Origin of the sequence: Ferrimonas aestuarii, assembly GCF_005116665.1 — a bacterium.
Lineage (GTDB): Bacteria > Pseudomonadota > Gammaproteobacteria > Enterobacterales > Shewanellaceae > Ferrimonas > Ferrimonas aestuarii.
The window spans coordinates 238,408-254,406 of sequence record NZ_SWCJ01000001.1 but is presented as its reverse complement, the minus strand read 5'-3'; the positions used below and the strand labels follow the sequence as shown (position 1 = coordinate 254,406).

General features: G+C 54.8%; 11 protein-coding genes. 8 read left to right on the top strand and 3 right to left on the bottom strand.

The window, feature by feature from the left end; genetic code table 11:
• Positions 1-31: 31 nt before the first annotated feature.
• The 5 genes from FCL42_RS01230 to FCL42_RS01210 are packed head-to-tail and all read left to right on the top strand — an operon-like array spanning position 32 to position 2,785.
• Positions 32-352, top strand: a complete 321-nt coding sequence (locus tag FCL42_RS01230) for an ArsR/SmtB family transcription factor (RefSeq protein ID WP_229359746.1) — start codon at positions 32-34, stop codon at positions 350-352.
• Between the two features lie 16 nt (positions 353-368).
• Positions 369-602 carry a thioredoxin family protein gene (locus FCL42_RS01225; protein WP_229359745.1) on the top strand — a complete coding sequence of 78 codons (234 nt, stop codon included), beginning with the start codon at positions 369-371 and terminating at the stop codon, positions 600-602.
• Between the two features lie 22 nt (positions 603-624).
• Positions 625-1,104 carry a nitrophenyl compound nitroreductase subunit ArsF family protein gene (locus FCL42_RS01220; RefSeq protein WP_136861545.1) on the top strand — a complete coding sequence of 160 codons (480 nt, stop codon included), beginning with the start codon at positions 625-627 and terminating at the stop codon, positions 1,102-1,104.
• Positions 1,097-1,789, top strand: a complete 693-nt coding sequence (locus FCL42_RS01215; protein WP_136861544.1) for an aromatic aminobenezylarsenical efflux permease ArsG family transporter — start codon at positions 1,097-1,099, stop codon at positions 1,787-1,789. The genes FCL42_RS01220 and FCL42_RS01215 overlap by 8 nt, the downstream gene beginning before the upstream one ends.
• 12 nt (positions 1,790-1,801) lie before the next feature.
• The gene (locus FCL42_RS01210; RefSeq protein WP_136861543.1) at positions 1,802-2,785 is read left to right on the top strand and encodes a permease; all 984 of its coding nucleotides are present in this window, start codon (positions 1,802-1,804) and stop codon (positions 2,783-2,785) included.
• A 40-nt stretch (positions 2,786-2,825) separates the two neighbouring features.
• Here FCL42_RS01210 and FCL42_RS01205 read toward each other — a convergent pair whose 3' ends face one another.
• A complete protein-coding gene (locus FCL42_RS01205; RefSeq protein WP_136861542.1) occupies positions 2,826-4,541 on the bottom strand; it encodes an IucA/IucC family protein in 1,716 nt (571 codons plus the stop codon).
• A gap of 269 nt (positions 4,542-4,810) precedes the next feature.
• On the opposite strand from FCL42_RS01205, the gene FCL42_RS01200 reads away from it, so the two are divergent.
• The 3 genes from FCL42_RS01200 (at position 4,811) to FCL42_RS01190 (ending at position 10,190) form a co-directional block, all read left to right on the top strand.
• Positions 4,811-6,010: an MFS transporter gene (locus FCL42_RS01200; protein WP_136861541.1), complete on the top strand. Its 1,200-nt coding sequence runs from the start codon at positions 4,811-4,813 to the stop codon at positions 6,008-6,010.
• Positions 6,011-6,102: 92 nt separating this feature from the next.
• Positions 6,103-8,829, top strand: a complete 2,727-nt coding sequence (locus tag FCL42_RS01195) for a GNAT family N-acetyltransferase (protein WP_136861540.1) — start codon at positions 6,103-6,105, stop codon at positions 8,827-8,829.
• A gap of 8 nt (positions 8,830-8,837) precedes the next feature.
• Positions 8,838-10,190 (top strand): lysine N(6)-hydroxylase/L-ornithine N(5)-oxygenase family protein, encoded by a 1,353-nt coding sequence (locus FCL42_RS01190; protein ID WP_136861539.1) that lies wholly within the window; start codon positions 8,838-8,840, stop codon positions 10,188-10,190.
• 70 nt (positions 10,191-10,260) lie between these two features.
• Here the strand turns inward: FCL42_RS01190 and nifJ are convergent, their stop codons facing one another.
• Both nifJ and FCL42_RS01180 read right to left on the bottom strand, forming a co-directional pair.
• Entirely contained in the window at positions 10,261-13,878 is a 3,618-nt protein-coding gene (gene nifJ, locus FCL42_RS01185) for a pyruvate:ferredoxin (flavodoxin) oxidoreductase (protein ID WP_229359744.1), read from the bottom strand.
• Between the two features lie 9 nt (positions 13,879-13,887).
• Positions 13,888-15,519, bottom strand: coding sequence for an NAD(P)-binding protein (locus FCL42_RS01180; protein ID WP_136861538.1), 1,632 nt, complete (start codon positions 15,517-15,519; stop codon positions 13,888-13,890).
• Between the last annotated feature and the right edge of the window lie 480 nt (positions 15,520-15,999).

Below are 15,999 nucleotides of genomic sequence, written 5' to 3'. Positions count from 1 at the left end.
ATTTTGCCAAGTGTCCAAATAAGGAGGCACTGTGATCCCATACGACCCAACACAATATGAAGCTCGAGCCCAAGTGCTCAAAGCCCTAGCTCATCCAATTCGCCTGTGGCTGGTGACTCAGCTGCAACAGCAAGAGCTGTGCGTGTGCGAGCTGGTAGACGGTACCGACGTGGATATCTCCACCATCTCCAAACACCTGTCTCAGTTGAAGCAGACGGGCATCGTCAGCAGTCGGCGACAGGGCAAGCAGATCTTCTATCGCTTAGAGACTCCCTGCTTATTGAACTCCCTAAGCTGTGTGGAAACCGTGTTGGAACGCAACGCCAAAGCCTCCTCGGCACTGATTAAATAGCTCCTGTAGGAAAAAAATGATGAAAGTAGAAGTACTCGGCTCCGGCTGTAAAAAATGCACCAACCTCGCCGCTAACATTCAGGCCGTGGCGGATGCCATGGGCAAAACCATCGACCTAGAAAAAGTCACCGACATGGGCCGTATTCTGGAATACAGCGTGATGTCCACCCCAGCCATCGTCATCGATGGTCAAGTAAAAACCTCAGGCACCGTGCCAAACGATGCTGAGATTCAAGCCCTGTTAAGCTAGTCTGCCCCTCGAGGATTCCCCCATGACAGTTCGAAATTGGTTTTTCGGCGTCGCCAGCTTGCTGATTGTCGCCACCGCTCTGCTGCTCGCCAGTCAGCACGTGCACAGTTCTCCAGGAATTTTCTATAAGCCGGCACCGCTTGAGCTTAAAGACAACCAGGTGCTGAACGTCTACTACTTCCACGGAAACGTGCGTTGCTCCACCTGTAAGCGCATCGAGAAGTACACCACACAAGCACTCCAGCAGGGCTACCTTAAGCCTCTGGGTCAACATACCTTGCAGCTTAAAACCGTGAACGTCGAAGCCGAAGGCAATGGCCACTACGTGAAAGACTTTCAACTGATGACCCGATCCGTGGTGTTAGAGTTGACCGAAGATGGCAAAACCCTCAGTTGGCAGCGCTTGGATCGCGTGTGGCAGTTAGTGAATGACGAACAGAAATTCACCAACTACCTCTACAAAGAGATCGAACGCATCACTCAGGACAAGCCCAGTGTCTGAATGGTTACTCATGCTAGGAAGCGCCCTGTGGTTTGGGGTGCTGACCTCCATCTCTCCCTGTCCCTTCGCCACCAACGTGGCTGCGGTTTCCTACTTAGGGAAACAGGTGAGTCAGCCCAGCCAATCGATGATGATGGGCATGTGGTACAGCCTAGGGCGCATGGCAAGTTATGTGCTTTGGGCCAGTTTACTGCTGTTTAGCGCATTATCGGCACCAAAGCTCTCCAACTTCCTGCAAAGTCAGATGAACTTATTCCTTGGGCCAGTACTGTTGCTGGTGGGATTACTGCTGCTGGGCGTCATCAACTTGCCGCTGCCCAATGTGGGCTTATCAGACACGCTAAAACAGAAATTGGTGGCCAAGGGTCAACTGGGAGCCTTTGCTCTGGGCGCGCTGTTTGCGCTGTCGTTCTGTCCGACCTCCGCCGCGCTGTTTTTCGCCTCGCAGCTGCCATTGGTGATGCAACAGGACTCCGCCCTGATTTTGCCAGCGGTATACGGCTTTGGCACCGCCCTGCCGGTATTTGTTATCGCCGTGATGCTGGCTGCGGGAACCCTGCAGGTCTCCAAGTTGTTTGCACAAATTGGTCGATTTGAACTGTGGGCACGTCGCCTCTCCGGCGTCATCTTTGTGGCTGCTGGCCTCTACTATCTCTGGTTCTATCTGGTCCCAGCTCTGGGCTAAGGAAGTTTCTCCATGTTGTCTATCTTCACCGATCTCGCCAACTATTTGGTGTACGAGCTCATGGGGCTGTCGCCAGCCAGCAAGCTTGGCACAGCGCTGCATTTCTTTGTGGAAGACACCACCAAGGTTTTTGCCCTGCTGGTGCTGATGATTTATGGCATCGGCTGGCTAAGGGCATCGCTGAATGTAGAGCGAGTTCGCCTCTACTTAAGTGGCAAAAGCCGCTGGGCGGGTTACCTAATGGGTTCCGGTTTTGGCGCCATCACTCCATTTTGCTCCTGCTCCAGCATTCCGGTCTTCCTTGGCTTTACCTCCGCAGGCATTCCCGTGGGCATTACCATGGCGTTTCTGCTGACCTCCCCACTGATCAACGAGGTGGCAATTCTGCTGTTGTTTAGCCTACTGGGCTGGAAACTCACCCTGCTGTATGTGGTGGTCGGAATGGCCATCGGCATCATCGGCGGGGCAATCTTAGATGCCCTGAAAGCCCATCGCTGGTTGCAACCCATTGCCGCCAAAGCTTATCAGATGGGCCTGGATGCTCAGCCCTCAGAGGCCACTGAGCAGGCTCCAAAGATGACTGCAAAGCAGCGTCATGAGTTTGCGAAATCGGAAACCACCGAGATCGTTGGCCGAGTGTGGAAGTGGGTGATCATTGGCGTAGGCATCGGTGCTGGCTTACATGGTTTCGTTCCTGCCGGCTGGCTGGAAGCCAATTTGGGTGACGGCCAATGGTGGTCGGTTCCCAGTGCGGTACTCATGGGCATTCCACTGTACGCCAACGCCACTGGGGTGATTCCCATCATGGAGAGCCTCATTATGCAGGGCGTACCACTGGGCACCACCTTAGCGTTCTGCATGAGCACCGTCGCCGCCAGTTTCCCTGAGTTCGTGATGCTCAAACAGGTGATGCAGTGGAAGCTGCTGGCTCTGCTGTTTACCATGCTGCTCACCAGCTTTACCTTGATGGGCTGGGTACTGAATCTGGCCGCCTAAGACACCAATAACTCTCTGACGGCCACTTAATGCCAGCCCGCTACATCATCAGCGGGTTGGCAATCGGTTCACCGATGTCCGGAAGTGGCCGCTCATCGCTGTCACCGTAGCCGATCTTAAACCGAACTCGATTAACACAAACCTTGGCGATCGTCGGCGATAGCAGGTCGAATTGCTTGAAACGGTGACGAAGTTCAGGGTGCTGCTGCTGATAATCCTCAATCACCTGTCGGAGCAGACGATAAAAACTCAGTTCACTCACCCCCATGCCTGTGACTTTCGGAGAGATAAACCTCAGCACAGTCACAAAGTGGCCAGTCAGCAGATCATGCACTAGATGCTCCGCTGGCAGCTTGGTCAGAGTGTGGCGAATGTCATCATCCAAGCTCTCCAGCTCCACAAATTCCTGATCCACCAAGCGCAGATCCCCATGAAAATCCTTAATGGTGCACCCCACAGGGGCGTCGTTTTCCAACACCAAGGTAATGTTTTGGCCGTGAGCCACCAGCCCAACACCATACTGGCACATCAGATGGTACAGAGGCACCACCACATGCTCGAACATCTGAGTTAACCACTGCGCCGGAGAGATACCAGAACGCTCCACCAGCGCTTGAATCAGCGGCATGCCCTCAGCATCGGTTTGCATCAACGCCGCCATGGTGATTGGTCGGCAATGATCTCCAATCACCGATTCAGCCCGCTGTCGCCAGATGCAGCCAAGCTGTTCGTGATAGCGATATGGCCCCTTAGCAATCTGAGTTTGATAGGGTTGTTCACAGAAAAAACCCGCCACCTCCTGCTGAACGTAAAGGCCTTGCCGCTTGAGGGTTGCATCACTGGCTGCAAGTTTAGCCAGCCAAGCTGACAGCTGTGGTCCCTGCACAATGAACTTGCCAGGAATGCCCCGATAGCACGAGGTGTTGAGAATGGTCAGTGCGGTCTTGGCATCGAAAGGCACGCCAGGGTCACTGGCACTTAAGGTACGGATTGATTGCTGCGCTAACCATTGCGGGCCCGCCTCCCCCAAATCCACCAGATCGCCACTGGCAAACAGCGTGGCAAACTGGCTGCTTAGAAAGCGTTGATGCTGCCACGGATGCACCGCCAACAGATGGAAGTCGTCGACCGAGCCTGAAAGCTTAGCAACCAGTTGCTGATACTCAGCTTGTCCCAACACCTGAGTGAGCAGCGTTTGGTAATCCAATCCTTGGGCAACCCCAGCCTGACAACAGGTTTTTCGTACCGCCAACCAGCGCAGGGCAAAGGCATTTCCAGACTCCGGCGCATAACGATGAAGATCGTCCGCCCCCCAACCTAAGCGGCCTTTATTGGCCACCGCTTTGGGGTGAGCATCCAGATAGCGCTGCCGCTGGGCTTCTCCCATGTTGACCAAATCAGTCGCTGTCAGGTTTTCTAACTGCTCAAGGCGAACCATGTCGCTGTAGAGCGTCTGCTGCAGCTCTTCTAAAAAGTTGGCCAGATTGATGTCGGTCATACCAAGGGATTGGCGCAGGTCCAAGACCAACGCCACCGCTTCCACCTTTGCACCATCGGCTCGGCAGATCGACTTAGGATCAACCTCTAACATGCCCCATAGGGTGGTGTTGGCATGAAATCGCCACTGCTGCGTTGCGCCATCAAGCTGCCAGCCCAATGCCGTTTTCTGGGGGGAGAGCAGCTCTTCATAATGCAGCTCTGAGATGATTTTGGCACACAGTGTGCGGTTTACTTCAGTCCAATATCTGGTGTTCATCCAAGGTCGTCCCTGTTTTGGTGCGTTGCCATTCCGCTGGCAAAAACCGCTAGCCTTTCACGCCACCTATGCTCGCAACCTATGGGCCAACAGCCATAACCTTGCAGCGAAAAGGTCAAGTTCTTACACGAAATTCAGCGAAATGCGGCTAATTCAAACTAATTGTGAATATTCAGTGATTTTTACAGGGCGCTATTATTGACATGCTCTCGCCGAGATGACAACAATAAAAATAACAATCATTCTTATTAATATTGCAGTTTTGTCACATGCGGTTTTCATTATCACTTCCCCTGCTGGCTTTGGGGCTTAACCAAACTCTGCTGGTTGCAGCACTCCCCCTACTTGCCGAATTAACCCGCCATCCAGCCACCGCCACAGACATGGGGCTGCTGGTTCTATGTATGAACCTAAACCTAGTGAGTTATTGGCTTGGGGCAGCAAGCTGGGGCAAGTTACTAAACCGTTTTGGTATCTCCACCACCACTCGCATTGCCGCAATGGGCTACCTTGCCAGCAACATTGGATTTATCGCCGCACTGATATTGATGCCAACCAACCTGTGGATACTGGGACTTTGTCGACTGGCCACCGGCGGTTTTGGTAGCGCCTTTTTGCCCCTAGCTCATACCCAATTGGCCGGCGTGGGCAAAGCGTCCACCGCCGATCTCGGCCGCTTAAGCAGCGCTCTGACTCTCGGACGCTTGCTAGGCCCAGCACTGATGTTACTGCCTTTGCCACTGCCGCTACTTCTGGCGGCACCGCTGCTGCTTATCACGCCACTGTTACTGAGCACGCCGCCGCGCAAAGAAAAGCGTTCCGAGCAGACAGCCTTCACCTCTCGATTGGACAAGCACAAGATTGGCAAATCACGCTCCAAAGCGCAGGTTCGTCCCGCTTTCCTCGCTGCCATCTTTACCACGGCTCTGGTGGCGGCCTTTCAGCTATTTGCCTTGGAATTTGTGACTCACCAAGGGTTTGTGGGCGACCGAGCCAGTCAGATATACGCAGGCTTAATGCTGGGCATCGGCGTCATGACCCTGATCAATCAACGCATTTTGGTGCCTAAGTTAAGCCAACAGCCGCAAACCACGTTATTGGCCACATTGCTGCTGGCCCTACTCAGTGGCTGTGCTTTGCTGCTCATTAACCATCACCAATGGTGGAGCTTGGCTCTCTCGGTCTGTGGCCTCTGCTTGGCCATCTCCGGCCTACCCGCTTGGTACACCGCCACCTTGCTACGACATCAATCACAACCCTCAATGAAGGCTCGGACCAGCGGTTTGCTGACTCGCGCCCACACCACCGGGCACCTCATTGGCACCCTAAGCGCGGCGCTTTTCCTTAAATGGCAATGGACTTTGGTGGTGCTTACCGCCCTATTTGGTATTGGACTGTGCATGAGCGTCATCACCTTAGCGCGGCGGAATCCCCAGCCGACTCATCAGCCGCAGGAGTATCAGACCTGAGCCGAATACGGATCAAAAACGGAATTTTATTCAAACAGTTACTGCTTCGGCAGTAGCCAGATTATCGACAGACATTGGTACAGGACGACACCATGACTCACCCCTTGACGATTCAGCACTTTTTTAACAGTGTGCTAATCGAAACCGGCCTTGGACAGGTATCGCAGCAGATCTTGCGGCTGCCCCTGGACAAAGAGCGCGAGCTGCAACTGCCCCTAAGCTACGTCTCCCCCTCTGGGCGACATCGCTATCAGGGCGAGATTGGGCTGATGCTAACGCCAAACGGACAACCGCAGCGCATCGAATTTGCTGAGGCCGCCAAAGCCTTAGTCGATGCGCACTTTTCCGACATTGACGACCACAAACGACGTAAGTTTCTTGAACGGGTACAACAATCTGACCGCTATGTGGCTAGAGCGGATCTGGCGGTCGCTGATCGACACGACATAGACGTCAATCGTTCTGGCTTTATCGCCTCAGAACAGCAGCTCAGTGGTGGCCACAGCATGCATCCCGCGCCCAAATGCAACGAGCCACTCAACGACATACAGCAGGCAAACTACCTGCCTGAATTTGCAGGTCAATTTCCTCTTCACTGGTTCGCGGTAAAGGGCAGCCATCTGGTAGGAGAATCCGCCGCAGGCGAACTGGCAACTGAACTTCTTGCGCTGTTTGAGCACTGCACCGATGCACAGGTTAATGAGCTCCCAGAAACAAACCCATTAACTCAGGGTTACCTGCCGCTGCCCATGCATCCCCTACAAGCCGATGCCTGGCGTGAATTTGCCAGCCAAACGCCCTGGACTGACGCCGCGGTGATAGACCTTAAACTGACCAGCTCAGGCTGGACCGCCACCTCCTCCTCCAGAGCCATCTACCATCCCGATTGCCCGTGGATGATCAAGGTGTCACTGCCGGTCCGCCTAACCAACTCCCTTAGAACCATGTCCGCCAAAGAGGCTCAACGTGGTACTCAATTCAGTGCACTGATGGCCACCGAAGCTGGAGAGCAGATGCGTCAGCGGCTGCCAAACACTTACCTATTGCAGGAACCGTTGTGGTGCAGCATCCAAACGCCACAGGGTGAGATTCTTGACCTGCCACTGGTAAGCCTCAGGGATAACCCCTTCCATCAGGACCACACGTCGCGGCTTGATCCTAAACGATTTCATATGCTGGCCACCCTCAACCAAAGTAAGCCGCAGGGCAACGGGAGTCAGTTAGCGGATCATCTCCAGCGCTATGCCAATCAGCTGCACAACGTCAACGACGACAGTCCCCTTTCGGCGATCGCCAAGCAGCAAGCGGCGCTCAACTGGATGCAGGCCTTTTTGCAACAGGTGATCACCCCACTGTGCATCGCCCGCTCCGATTACGGCATCGTCATGCTGGCTCATCAGCAGAACTTGATGGTGGAGATGGAGCAAGATCTGCCCGTGGGCGTCGCCATTCGCGACTGCCAAGGTTTCGGTTTAACAACGTTGGCCAAACGCCGTTTTGCTGAGGTGTTTGAACACCAGCCCCCTCACTACTACATGGAGAGCGATGAACTTAACCCTTATCACGCCTACTACGTGGTGGGAAACACCCTACTCAACAGCATCGCCGCCATCGCCGCAGCGGGATTCATCAGTGAAGCCAAGCTCTGGGCCCAGTGCCGAGACCATTTCGATGCTCTAGCACAACGCCACCCTCAGGATGACTCCTTCTACCGTTACTTACTGGACTCACCCACTCTGCGCTGGAAGCGCAATTTCCTCTGCTTCTTGGCGGATTTCAACGAAGCCACATTGGAAAACCCTGCACAGATCTACTGCGACATTCCCAACCCACTGCAATGGCCTGCAGAGCGCAGCGGCCAGCAGCGAATCCACAAGCCGCTTCCAGATAACCGCCAGATCACCTTGGTACAAAGCCTCGACAGCCGCAGCGATTTTGCCCTCTACGAGCAGGGGCAGCATCAAGCCTCTTTTATCGCTAAAGAGTCGGCAGCAAAGCAGTGGCAACTAACTGCCCTCGATTCTGATCTCAGCGATCCCATGTTGTGGTGGAGCGCCGCCGAGCACCTATTTGGCAGCTTCGATGCCCAGAAGGTGGTGATGCCCCAGTGGCCCGAAGGGGAAAAATCCCTCTCCAAACCTGAGTTTCTGCAGCAGTCCCCTCTTTGGCTTTGCACAGCCAAAGACACCGGAGACATAGAGATGGTCAGCGCCGACAACGGCTGCCGTCACCCCAAGCGGCCAGCCCACCCAAGAGGGGTGATGTTCCAGCGCTACTACTACCACTTAAAGCGCACTTTGACCCTAAGGGTTATCGAACTTGAGCGAGACTTGCCCTGCTTCCACCGTTGGCAGAACAACCCGGAAGTGGCAGCGATGTGGGAGCTGGAAGGCAGCCTCACACTGCATCGAGATTACCTCAATGCCCAAAAACAGGATCGACACGCCTACGGCGTCATCGGCGAATTTGATGGCGTGCCTTTTGGCTATTTTGAGATCTACTGGGCCGCCGAAGACCGCATCGGCCCCTTCTACGACCACGGTCTCTTCGACACCGGCGTGCACATGCTGGTGGGCAACATGGCATTTCGCGGTGGCAGTTACTTCGATGTATGGGCTCGCAGCATCGTTCAATACTGCTTCCAACGCGCACCACGCATGGCCGCCGTCGTTGGCGAACCCCGTGCCGACAACCCCAGAGTCCAGATGCTCAATGCACGCATCGGTCTGGAAAAACAGTTCGAGTTCGATTTTCCCCATAAACGCGCGGCGCTGATCCTCTGCGGCCGTGAACGCTTCTTCAACCAGTTTGCTTTCTAGGAGGCAGCATGACGTTATCTCACACCTCTCACCGCCAGCCTCAAGATGAGGCCAAAATTTACGATCTTATCGGCGTCGGCCTAGGGCCATTTAACCTCAGCATTGCCGCTCTGGCTGCTGAAAAGCCGGAGCTGTCGACTCTATTTTTAGATAAAAAGCCCCACTTTGCTTGGCACCCAGGTCTATTGCTCAGCGATGCTAAAATGCAGACCTCGTTCCTAAAAGATCTGGTAACAGCGGTCAACCCAACCAGCCGATACACCTTCTTGAACTACTTGGTGAAAAGCCGAAAGTTCTACCCCTTTATGGCATCGGGACAGTCCACCATCAGCCGCCTGGAATTTTCTGACTACCTAAGCTGGGCCGCCAATCAACTGCCTAACGTGCAGTTTAAAGCCGACGTCACCGCCATTGAGCAGCAAGACGGTGTGTTTACCGTCACCGTTGGCGATCAGCAATACCGGGCCAAACATCTGGTAATGGGCATCGGCACCCAAGCGGCCATTCCCGATTGCGCCAAACCCTTTGTTGGCGATGACTGCTTCCACGCCAGTGAGCTGGCCCTGCGCGATCCTCAGCTCGAGGGTAAACGGGTAGCGATCATCGGCGGCGGCCAAACCGGTGCCGATGTGTTCCAGCACAGCTTTGATGGCGAGTTTGGCTCGGCCAAGTCCTTAACTTGGGTCTCCCGCCGCGCCAACATCGAGGCTCTGGATGAGGGCTGCTTTACCGACCAGTATTTTATGCCCGACTACGTCAACGGCTTCTACCAGTTGGAACAGCCATTAAAAGACAAAGAGGTGGCTCGGCAAAAGCTCACTAGCGATGGCATCACCAATGAGTGCCTGCAGGGGATCTATCAGCGTCTATATCACGACAAGTACGTGTTGAGAAAGCCAAACTGGTGGCAGATTCAACCTAGCCGCACCCTGGTCTCCATGGTCAAGCGCGGCGGCGAATATCAGCTCAGTTTGGTGCATGGCCTAACAGGAGAGCGCACCGAAATCAGCGCCGATGTGGTGGTGCTGTGCACCGGCTTCAAGCGCACTGCGCCTTCATGCCTCAACCAGTTGCAATCTCGTATCGAGTGGGACAGCCGCGGCCGACCTAAGCTGTCGCCCGATTTCTCGGTGCAGTGGCAGGGAGAGGCGGACAATCGCATCTACATGGTGAACGCAGGCATGGGCTCCCATGGCATCGCCGAGCCCCAACTTAGCCTCGCCAGTTGGCGCGCCGCCCGCATCCTCAACCACCTTGCGGGTCATACCCTGTACGACCCCATCGAGCACGGCAACCTGGTGGATTGGGGCTTACCTACTGAGGCTCAGCACCACAAACAAACCCTAGGCGCCGCGATCTAAGGTTACAGTGCTCCTCGGACATTAAACGTAAAAAGGGCCTAACGGCCCTTTTGTTATTGGTTTTGCTTGCCTACGAAGTGTGCGCGTCAAGCTCTACATGGGGCGCTACCGCACCTTGGCGACGAGTCGCCAACTCTTCATAGAGCTGCCACTTACGCTCGGCAACCTTCTGGGCTCGAGCGGTAATGTCTGCCGCCGCGTCCGGATTGCTGCGACGCAAGCTTTGATAGCGCGCCTCGTTGTAGCGGTACTCCTCAAGAGGAATGGTCGGTCGCAAGGTATCCAGTGAGAACGGATTTTCGCCAACATCACGCAGCGCAGGATTGTAACGGAACAGCGGCCAGTGACCGGATTGCACCGCCAGCTTCTGCTGCTGCAAGCCATCCTCCATATTGATGCCGTGAGCAATACAATGGCTGTAAGCGATGATGATCGACGGCCCTTTGTAAGCTTCCGCCTCGCGCATCGCCAGCAGCACCTGCTGCGGATCCGCTCCCAATGCCACTCGAGCCACGTAGACGTTGTTGTAGGATATCGCCTGCATCGCCACGTCTTTCTTGGTTGCCTGTTTACCGGCAGCGGCAAACTTAGCCACGGCGCCCAGCGGTGTAGATTTCGACATCTGGCCACCGGTGTTGGAGTACACTTCGGTATCCATCACCAGCACATTGACGTCGGCACCACTGGCAAGCACATGATCAAGACCACTGGAACCGATGTCATAGGCCCAGCCATCACCACCCACAATCCAGATGGAACGACGAATCAGTTGATCCGCCACCGAGATCAGATTTCGTGCAGACTCAGAGCCAATGGTTTCCAGTTCCGACTTCAACACGTCCACCCGCTTGATCTGCGCCTGAATGTCCGTTTCCGTCAGCTGCTCAGCGTGCAGTAGCTGATCCACCAGCAGAGGATCCAGTTGCTCCCGATTTTCGACTAACAGTTGCTCAGCCATCTCATGCTGCTTCACCGCCGCTAGGCGGAAGCCAAAGCCAAACTCGGCGTTGTCTTCGAACAATGAGTTGGCCCACGCCGGACCGCGACCTTCGGCGTTTTTCGCCCAAGGAGTGGTTGGCAAGTTACCACCATAGATGGAGGAGCAACCGGTGGCGTTGGCGATCATCAGTCGATCCCCAAATAGCTGCGACATCAGTTTCAGATAAGGGGTTTCACCACAACCGGAGCACGCACCGGAGAACTCAAACAGCGGCTGCAGGAACTGAGCACCGCGCACATTGGAGAAATCAACCCGGGCACGCTCGTTGTAAGGCAAGCTGTCAAAGAACTCTAAATTGCGCTTCTCTTGCTCCATGTAGGGCGCTTTGAGCTCCATGTTAATCGCCTTGCGCTCAGGCTGCTCAGCGGTGGCCTCCTGAATCACCATCGGGCACGCATCCACGCACAGGCTGCAACCGGTGCAATCCTCGGCGTATACCTGCAAGGTGTAACGGGTATCTGGGAAACCACGGGCGGTAATCCCAGCAAACTTAAACCCGTCGGGCGCTTCATCCAGTTTCGACTTATCGTAGAACTTGGCACGAATGGCCGCATGGGGGCACACGATGCTGCAGTTACCGCACTGAATGCAGTCCTGCTGCTCCCAGACCGGAATCTTCTGGGCAATGTTACGTTTCTCCCACTGGGTGGTGCCAGAGGGGTAAGTGCCATCAACGGGCAACATCGATACCGGGATCAGATCCCCTTTGCCCGCCATCATCTGCGCCGTCACTTTCTGCACAAACTCCGGCGCCTTTTCAGACACTACCGGCTTGCTAACATCACTAGCACTGACCTGACTTGGCAGCTCCACCTGATACAGGTGCGCCAAGGTATGATCCACCGCAGCGAAGTTCTTCTGAACCACTTCAGGCCCTTTGCGAGCATAGGTTTTCTCGATGGCTTTTTTGATCTTGGCGATCGCCACATCCTTTTCCAACACGCCAGACAGCGCAAAGAAGCAGGTCTGCATGATGGTGTTGATGCGATTGCCCATGCCGGTGTCGCGAGCCACCTTATACGCATCAATAATATGAAGCTGCATGTTGCGCTCAATCAGCTGCCGCTGCATCCGCGCTGGCAATCGATCCCAAACCTCATCCACCGATGCGGTGGTATTGAGCAGGAACATGGCTTTGTCGGCGGCCTTTGCCAACATGTCGGTGCTTTGAACGAAGGTGGCCTGATGGCAGGCGATAAAGTTGGCCGACTGAATCAAGTAAGGGCTGTTCACCGGATGGTGACCAAACCTCAGGTGAGATTCCGTTTGCGAGCCGGACTTTTTCGAGTCATACACGAAGTAGCCCTGAGCAAAATACTCTGGGTCTTCGCCGATGATCTTAATGGTGTTCTTGTTCGCCCCCACGGTGCCATCGGCCCCAAGACCGTAAAACATGGCGCGCACCACATCGCTGGACTCAATATCGAAGCTGGCATCCACATCCAGGTGGGAGTGGCTAACATCGTCGATGATGCCCACGGTAAAGTGGTGTTTGGGTTGTTCCAGCTTAAGGTTATCGAACACCGCCTTCACCATCGCCGGCGTAAACTCTTTGCTGGACAAGCCATAGCGACCCGCCACCAAGCGCGGCATGGTTGGGAAATGGTCCTGATTGTCCATCAGTGCGGTGAGCACATCTTGATACAGAGGATCCGCATTGGCACCGGGCTCTTTGGTTCGGTCGAGTACGGTGATCTTCTGGGTGGTAAGCGGCAACGCCTCCAGCAAGTGGCTGGCCGACAATGGGCGATACAAGCGAACCTGCAGCACCCCAACCTTGTTGCCCTTGGACACCAGATAGTCAACGGTCTCCTTGATGGTCTCAACACCAGAGCCCATGGCAATCACCACGTGCTCGGCATCCGGCGCACCGAAAAACTCCATCAACTTATATCGGCGTCCCGTAAGCTCGGCCAACTTATCCATGCAGGACTCAACAATCTCCGGCGTCTTGGCATAGAAGGGGTTCACCGTCTCACGGCCCTGGAAGTACACATCCGGGTTTTGCGCAGTACCCCGAATAAAGGGCGAGTCTGGGCTCAATCCCCGCTGGCGATGGGCACGAACCAGCTCGTCAGAGATCATGGTTCGAATGTCGGCATCAGGGATCAGGCTTATCTTATTCACCTCGTGGGAGGTTCTAAAACCATCGAAGAAGTGGATAAAGGGGATTCGCGCATCCAGTGTGGCGGCATGGGACACCAATGCCATGTCGTGGGCTTCCTGCACCGAGGAGGACGCCAACAGCGCAAAGCCGGTGCCGCGAGCGGCCATGATGTCTTGATGGTCACCAAAGATGGAAAGCCCCTGCGCCGCCAAAGAGCGTGCTGCCACATGGAACACCGCTGAGGTCAGCTCACCGGCGATCTTGTACATGTTTGGCAGCATCAACATCAACCCTTGGGAGGCGGTAAAGGTGGTGGTCAGAGCGCCACTTTGCAATGCGCCGTGCACCGTACCTGCAGCGCCGCCCTCACTTTGCATCTCAGCAATTAGAGGCACGTTGCCCCAAATATTGCGCTTATCCTCCGCCGCCCACTGATCGGCGAATTCGGCCATGGTCGACGATGGAGTAATGGGATAGATGGCACACACTTCACTGACGCGATAGGCGATGTGAGCCGCGGCTTCGTTGCCGTCGCAAGTGTGCATGACTTGCTCGGATGAAAGGTTCATTGTTTTGGTCATGATCAACTTCTACTCCATTTCCGCCGCGACCATCTCGATCGCATGACAAGGGCACTGCAAGTAGCAGGCTTCGCAGCCGGTGCACTTGTCATAATCCACCTTGTACCCCTTGCCCTTACCTAGGCGAGTGATCGCCCCATGAGGACAGGCACCAAAGCAACCATTACACTCAAAGCAGTTGCCACAGGAGTAACAACGCTGAGCCTCAAACAAGGCTTCCTGCTCAGTCAGTCCCCCAACCACCTCATCAAATGAGGTCGCCCGCTTGATCACCGGAATCGCCGGCTGCTCGCTCTGATCGGCATCGGTTTTGTACCAAAGGTGCAGTTGGTCGAACTTAATCAACGGCTGCTTGCTCACCTTGGTGAAGATGCGCTTGTTAAGGAAGGCATCAATATGGGCGGCGGCTTTCTTACCGTGGCCCACAGCGATGGTCACAGTGCGGTCACAAGGCACCATGTCGCCACCAGCAAACACCCCCTGATAGCCGGTCATCATCTGGGCGTTCACCATGACGGTGCCATCCCACTTGTGCTCGATGCCTGGGATATTTTCCGTTAGCTTGGTATCGATGTTTTGACCCAGTGCCAGAATCAGCGAGTCCGCTTCAACGGTCTCAAACTCACCGGATGGCTGAGGGCGACCATTGTCATCGATGTTCATTTTCTCCAGCGTAAAACGGTTGCCATCAATTTGATTGATGGTGCGCTGCCAATGGAAGGTGACTCCCTCCTCCATGGCTTCCACGCATTCAAAGTCGTGGGCGGGCATATGGGCACGGTCACGACGATAGATCACCATCACGTCTGCCCCCATGCGGCGCGCGGTTCGAGCCGCATCCATAGCGGTATTACCGCCGCCATAAACGGCCACTCGCTGCCCCAATTTAGGGGCATTGTTCATCTCGATGGCCCGCAGGTAGGAAACCGCATCGATCACCTTGCCCGGATCGTCATTAGGAATGTCGACACCACGGCCAACGTGAGCACCAATCGCCAGGAAAACCGCATCGAATCGACCTTTCACTTTCTCCGCCAGCAGGTCTTCAACTTTATGGTTTAGAACGATGTTGATGCCCATCCCCTCGATACGGGCGATCTCATTCTCAAGCACGTCCCGTGGCAATCGGTAAGCGGGAATGCCGAAATGCATCATGCCACCCGCCATCGGCGCCGCATCACGGATCTCCACATCATGGCCTTTGCGCTTAAGGTGATACGCCGTCGCCAGACCACTGGGGCCAGCACCAACAATCAACACTCGCTTGCCGCTAGGCTCCGCGTCAAACCGAACGGGCCACTTTTTCTCAAGGGCTTGGTCTCCGAGGAAGCGCTCTACCGCGTGGATACTCACCGCCTGATCCACATTGGCACGGTTGCAGGCGGACTCACAGGGGTGATAGCACACACGGCCATGAATCGCTGGCATGGGGTTGTTTTTAATCAACGCCTGGAACGCCTCTTCATACTGCTCAGACTGAGCCAGTGACAACCATTCTTGAATATTACTGCCAGTAGGACAGGCATGATTGCAAGGCGGGAGAGAGTTGGAATAGATAGGGAACTTGGTACGAACTGGGCCAGATCCTTTTTTCAAAGTCAGATCCGGTGGCAGCGTCATATCCTTAGGACAATTGCTCATAGTGTTCTCCTTGCTGTCGACATGAACCAAGAAACGTACTCCATTAGCGTTATGCTGCTGTAGCGGCCACCTCCGTCCGATCGCCCCTTTCTCCCACAGCACCGGGTTGTATGAATGGATAGTCGAAGGTACATTTCGTTTGTCATATCAACTAAAACAAGCCGTTATGCCGAGCGCTCTCGACTGTTAACGACTTCATACATTTCGACATTACCGGCACTTGGCGATCCAGTATCGCGGCGGCCAATAACATCAACACAGACTGAATTCCTAGTTACGGTTCTCATAGGGCTTACCTATGGGGGTTCTGCACTTTACTTAAAGCAAACAACGCAGCCCATACCTTGACGACAACAGCGCACATCAGTTGGTGTTAATTAAAAACCGGTGCCACGGTACCGCAGGTAAATCCGACTAGTATTTACGTTATATTTTGTTTTATTGGCTCATTAACATTCGCCTAATCATTACCACTGATTA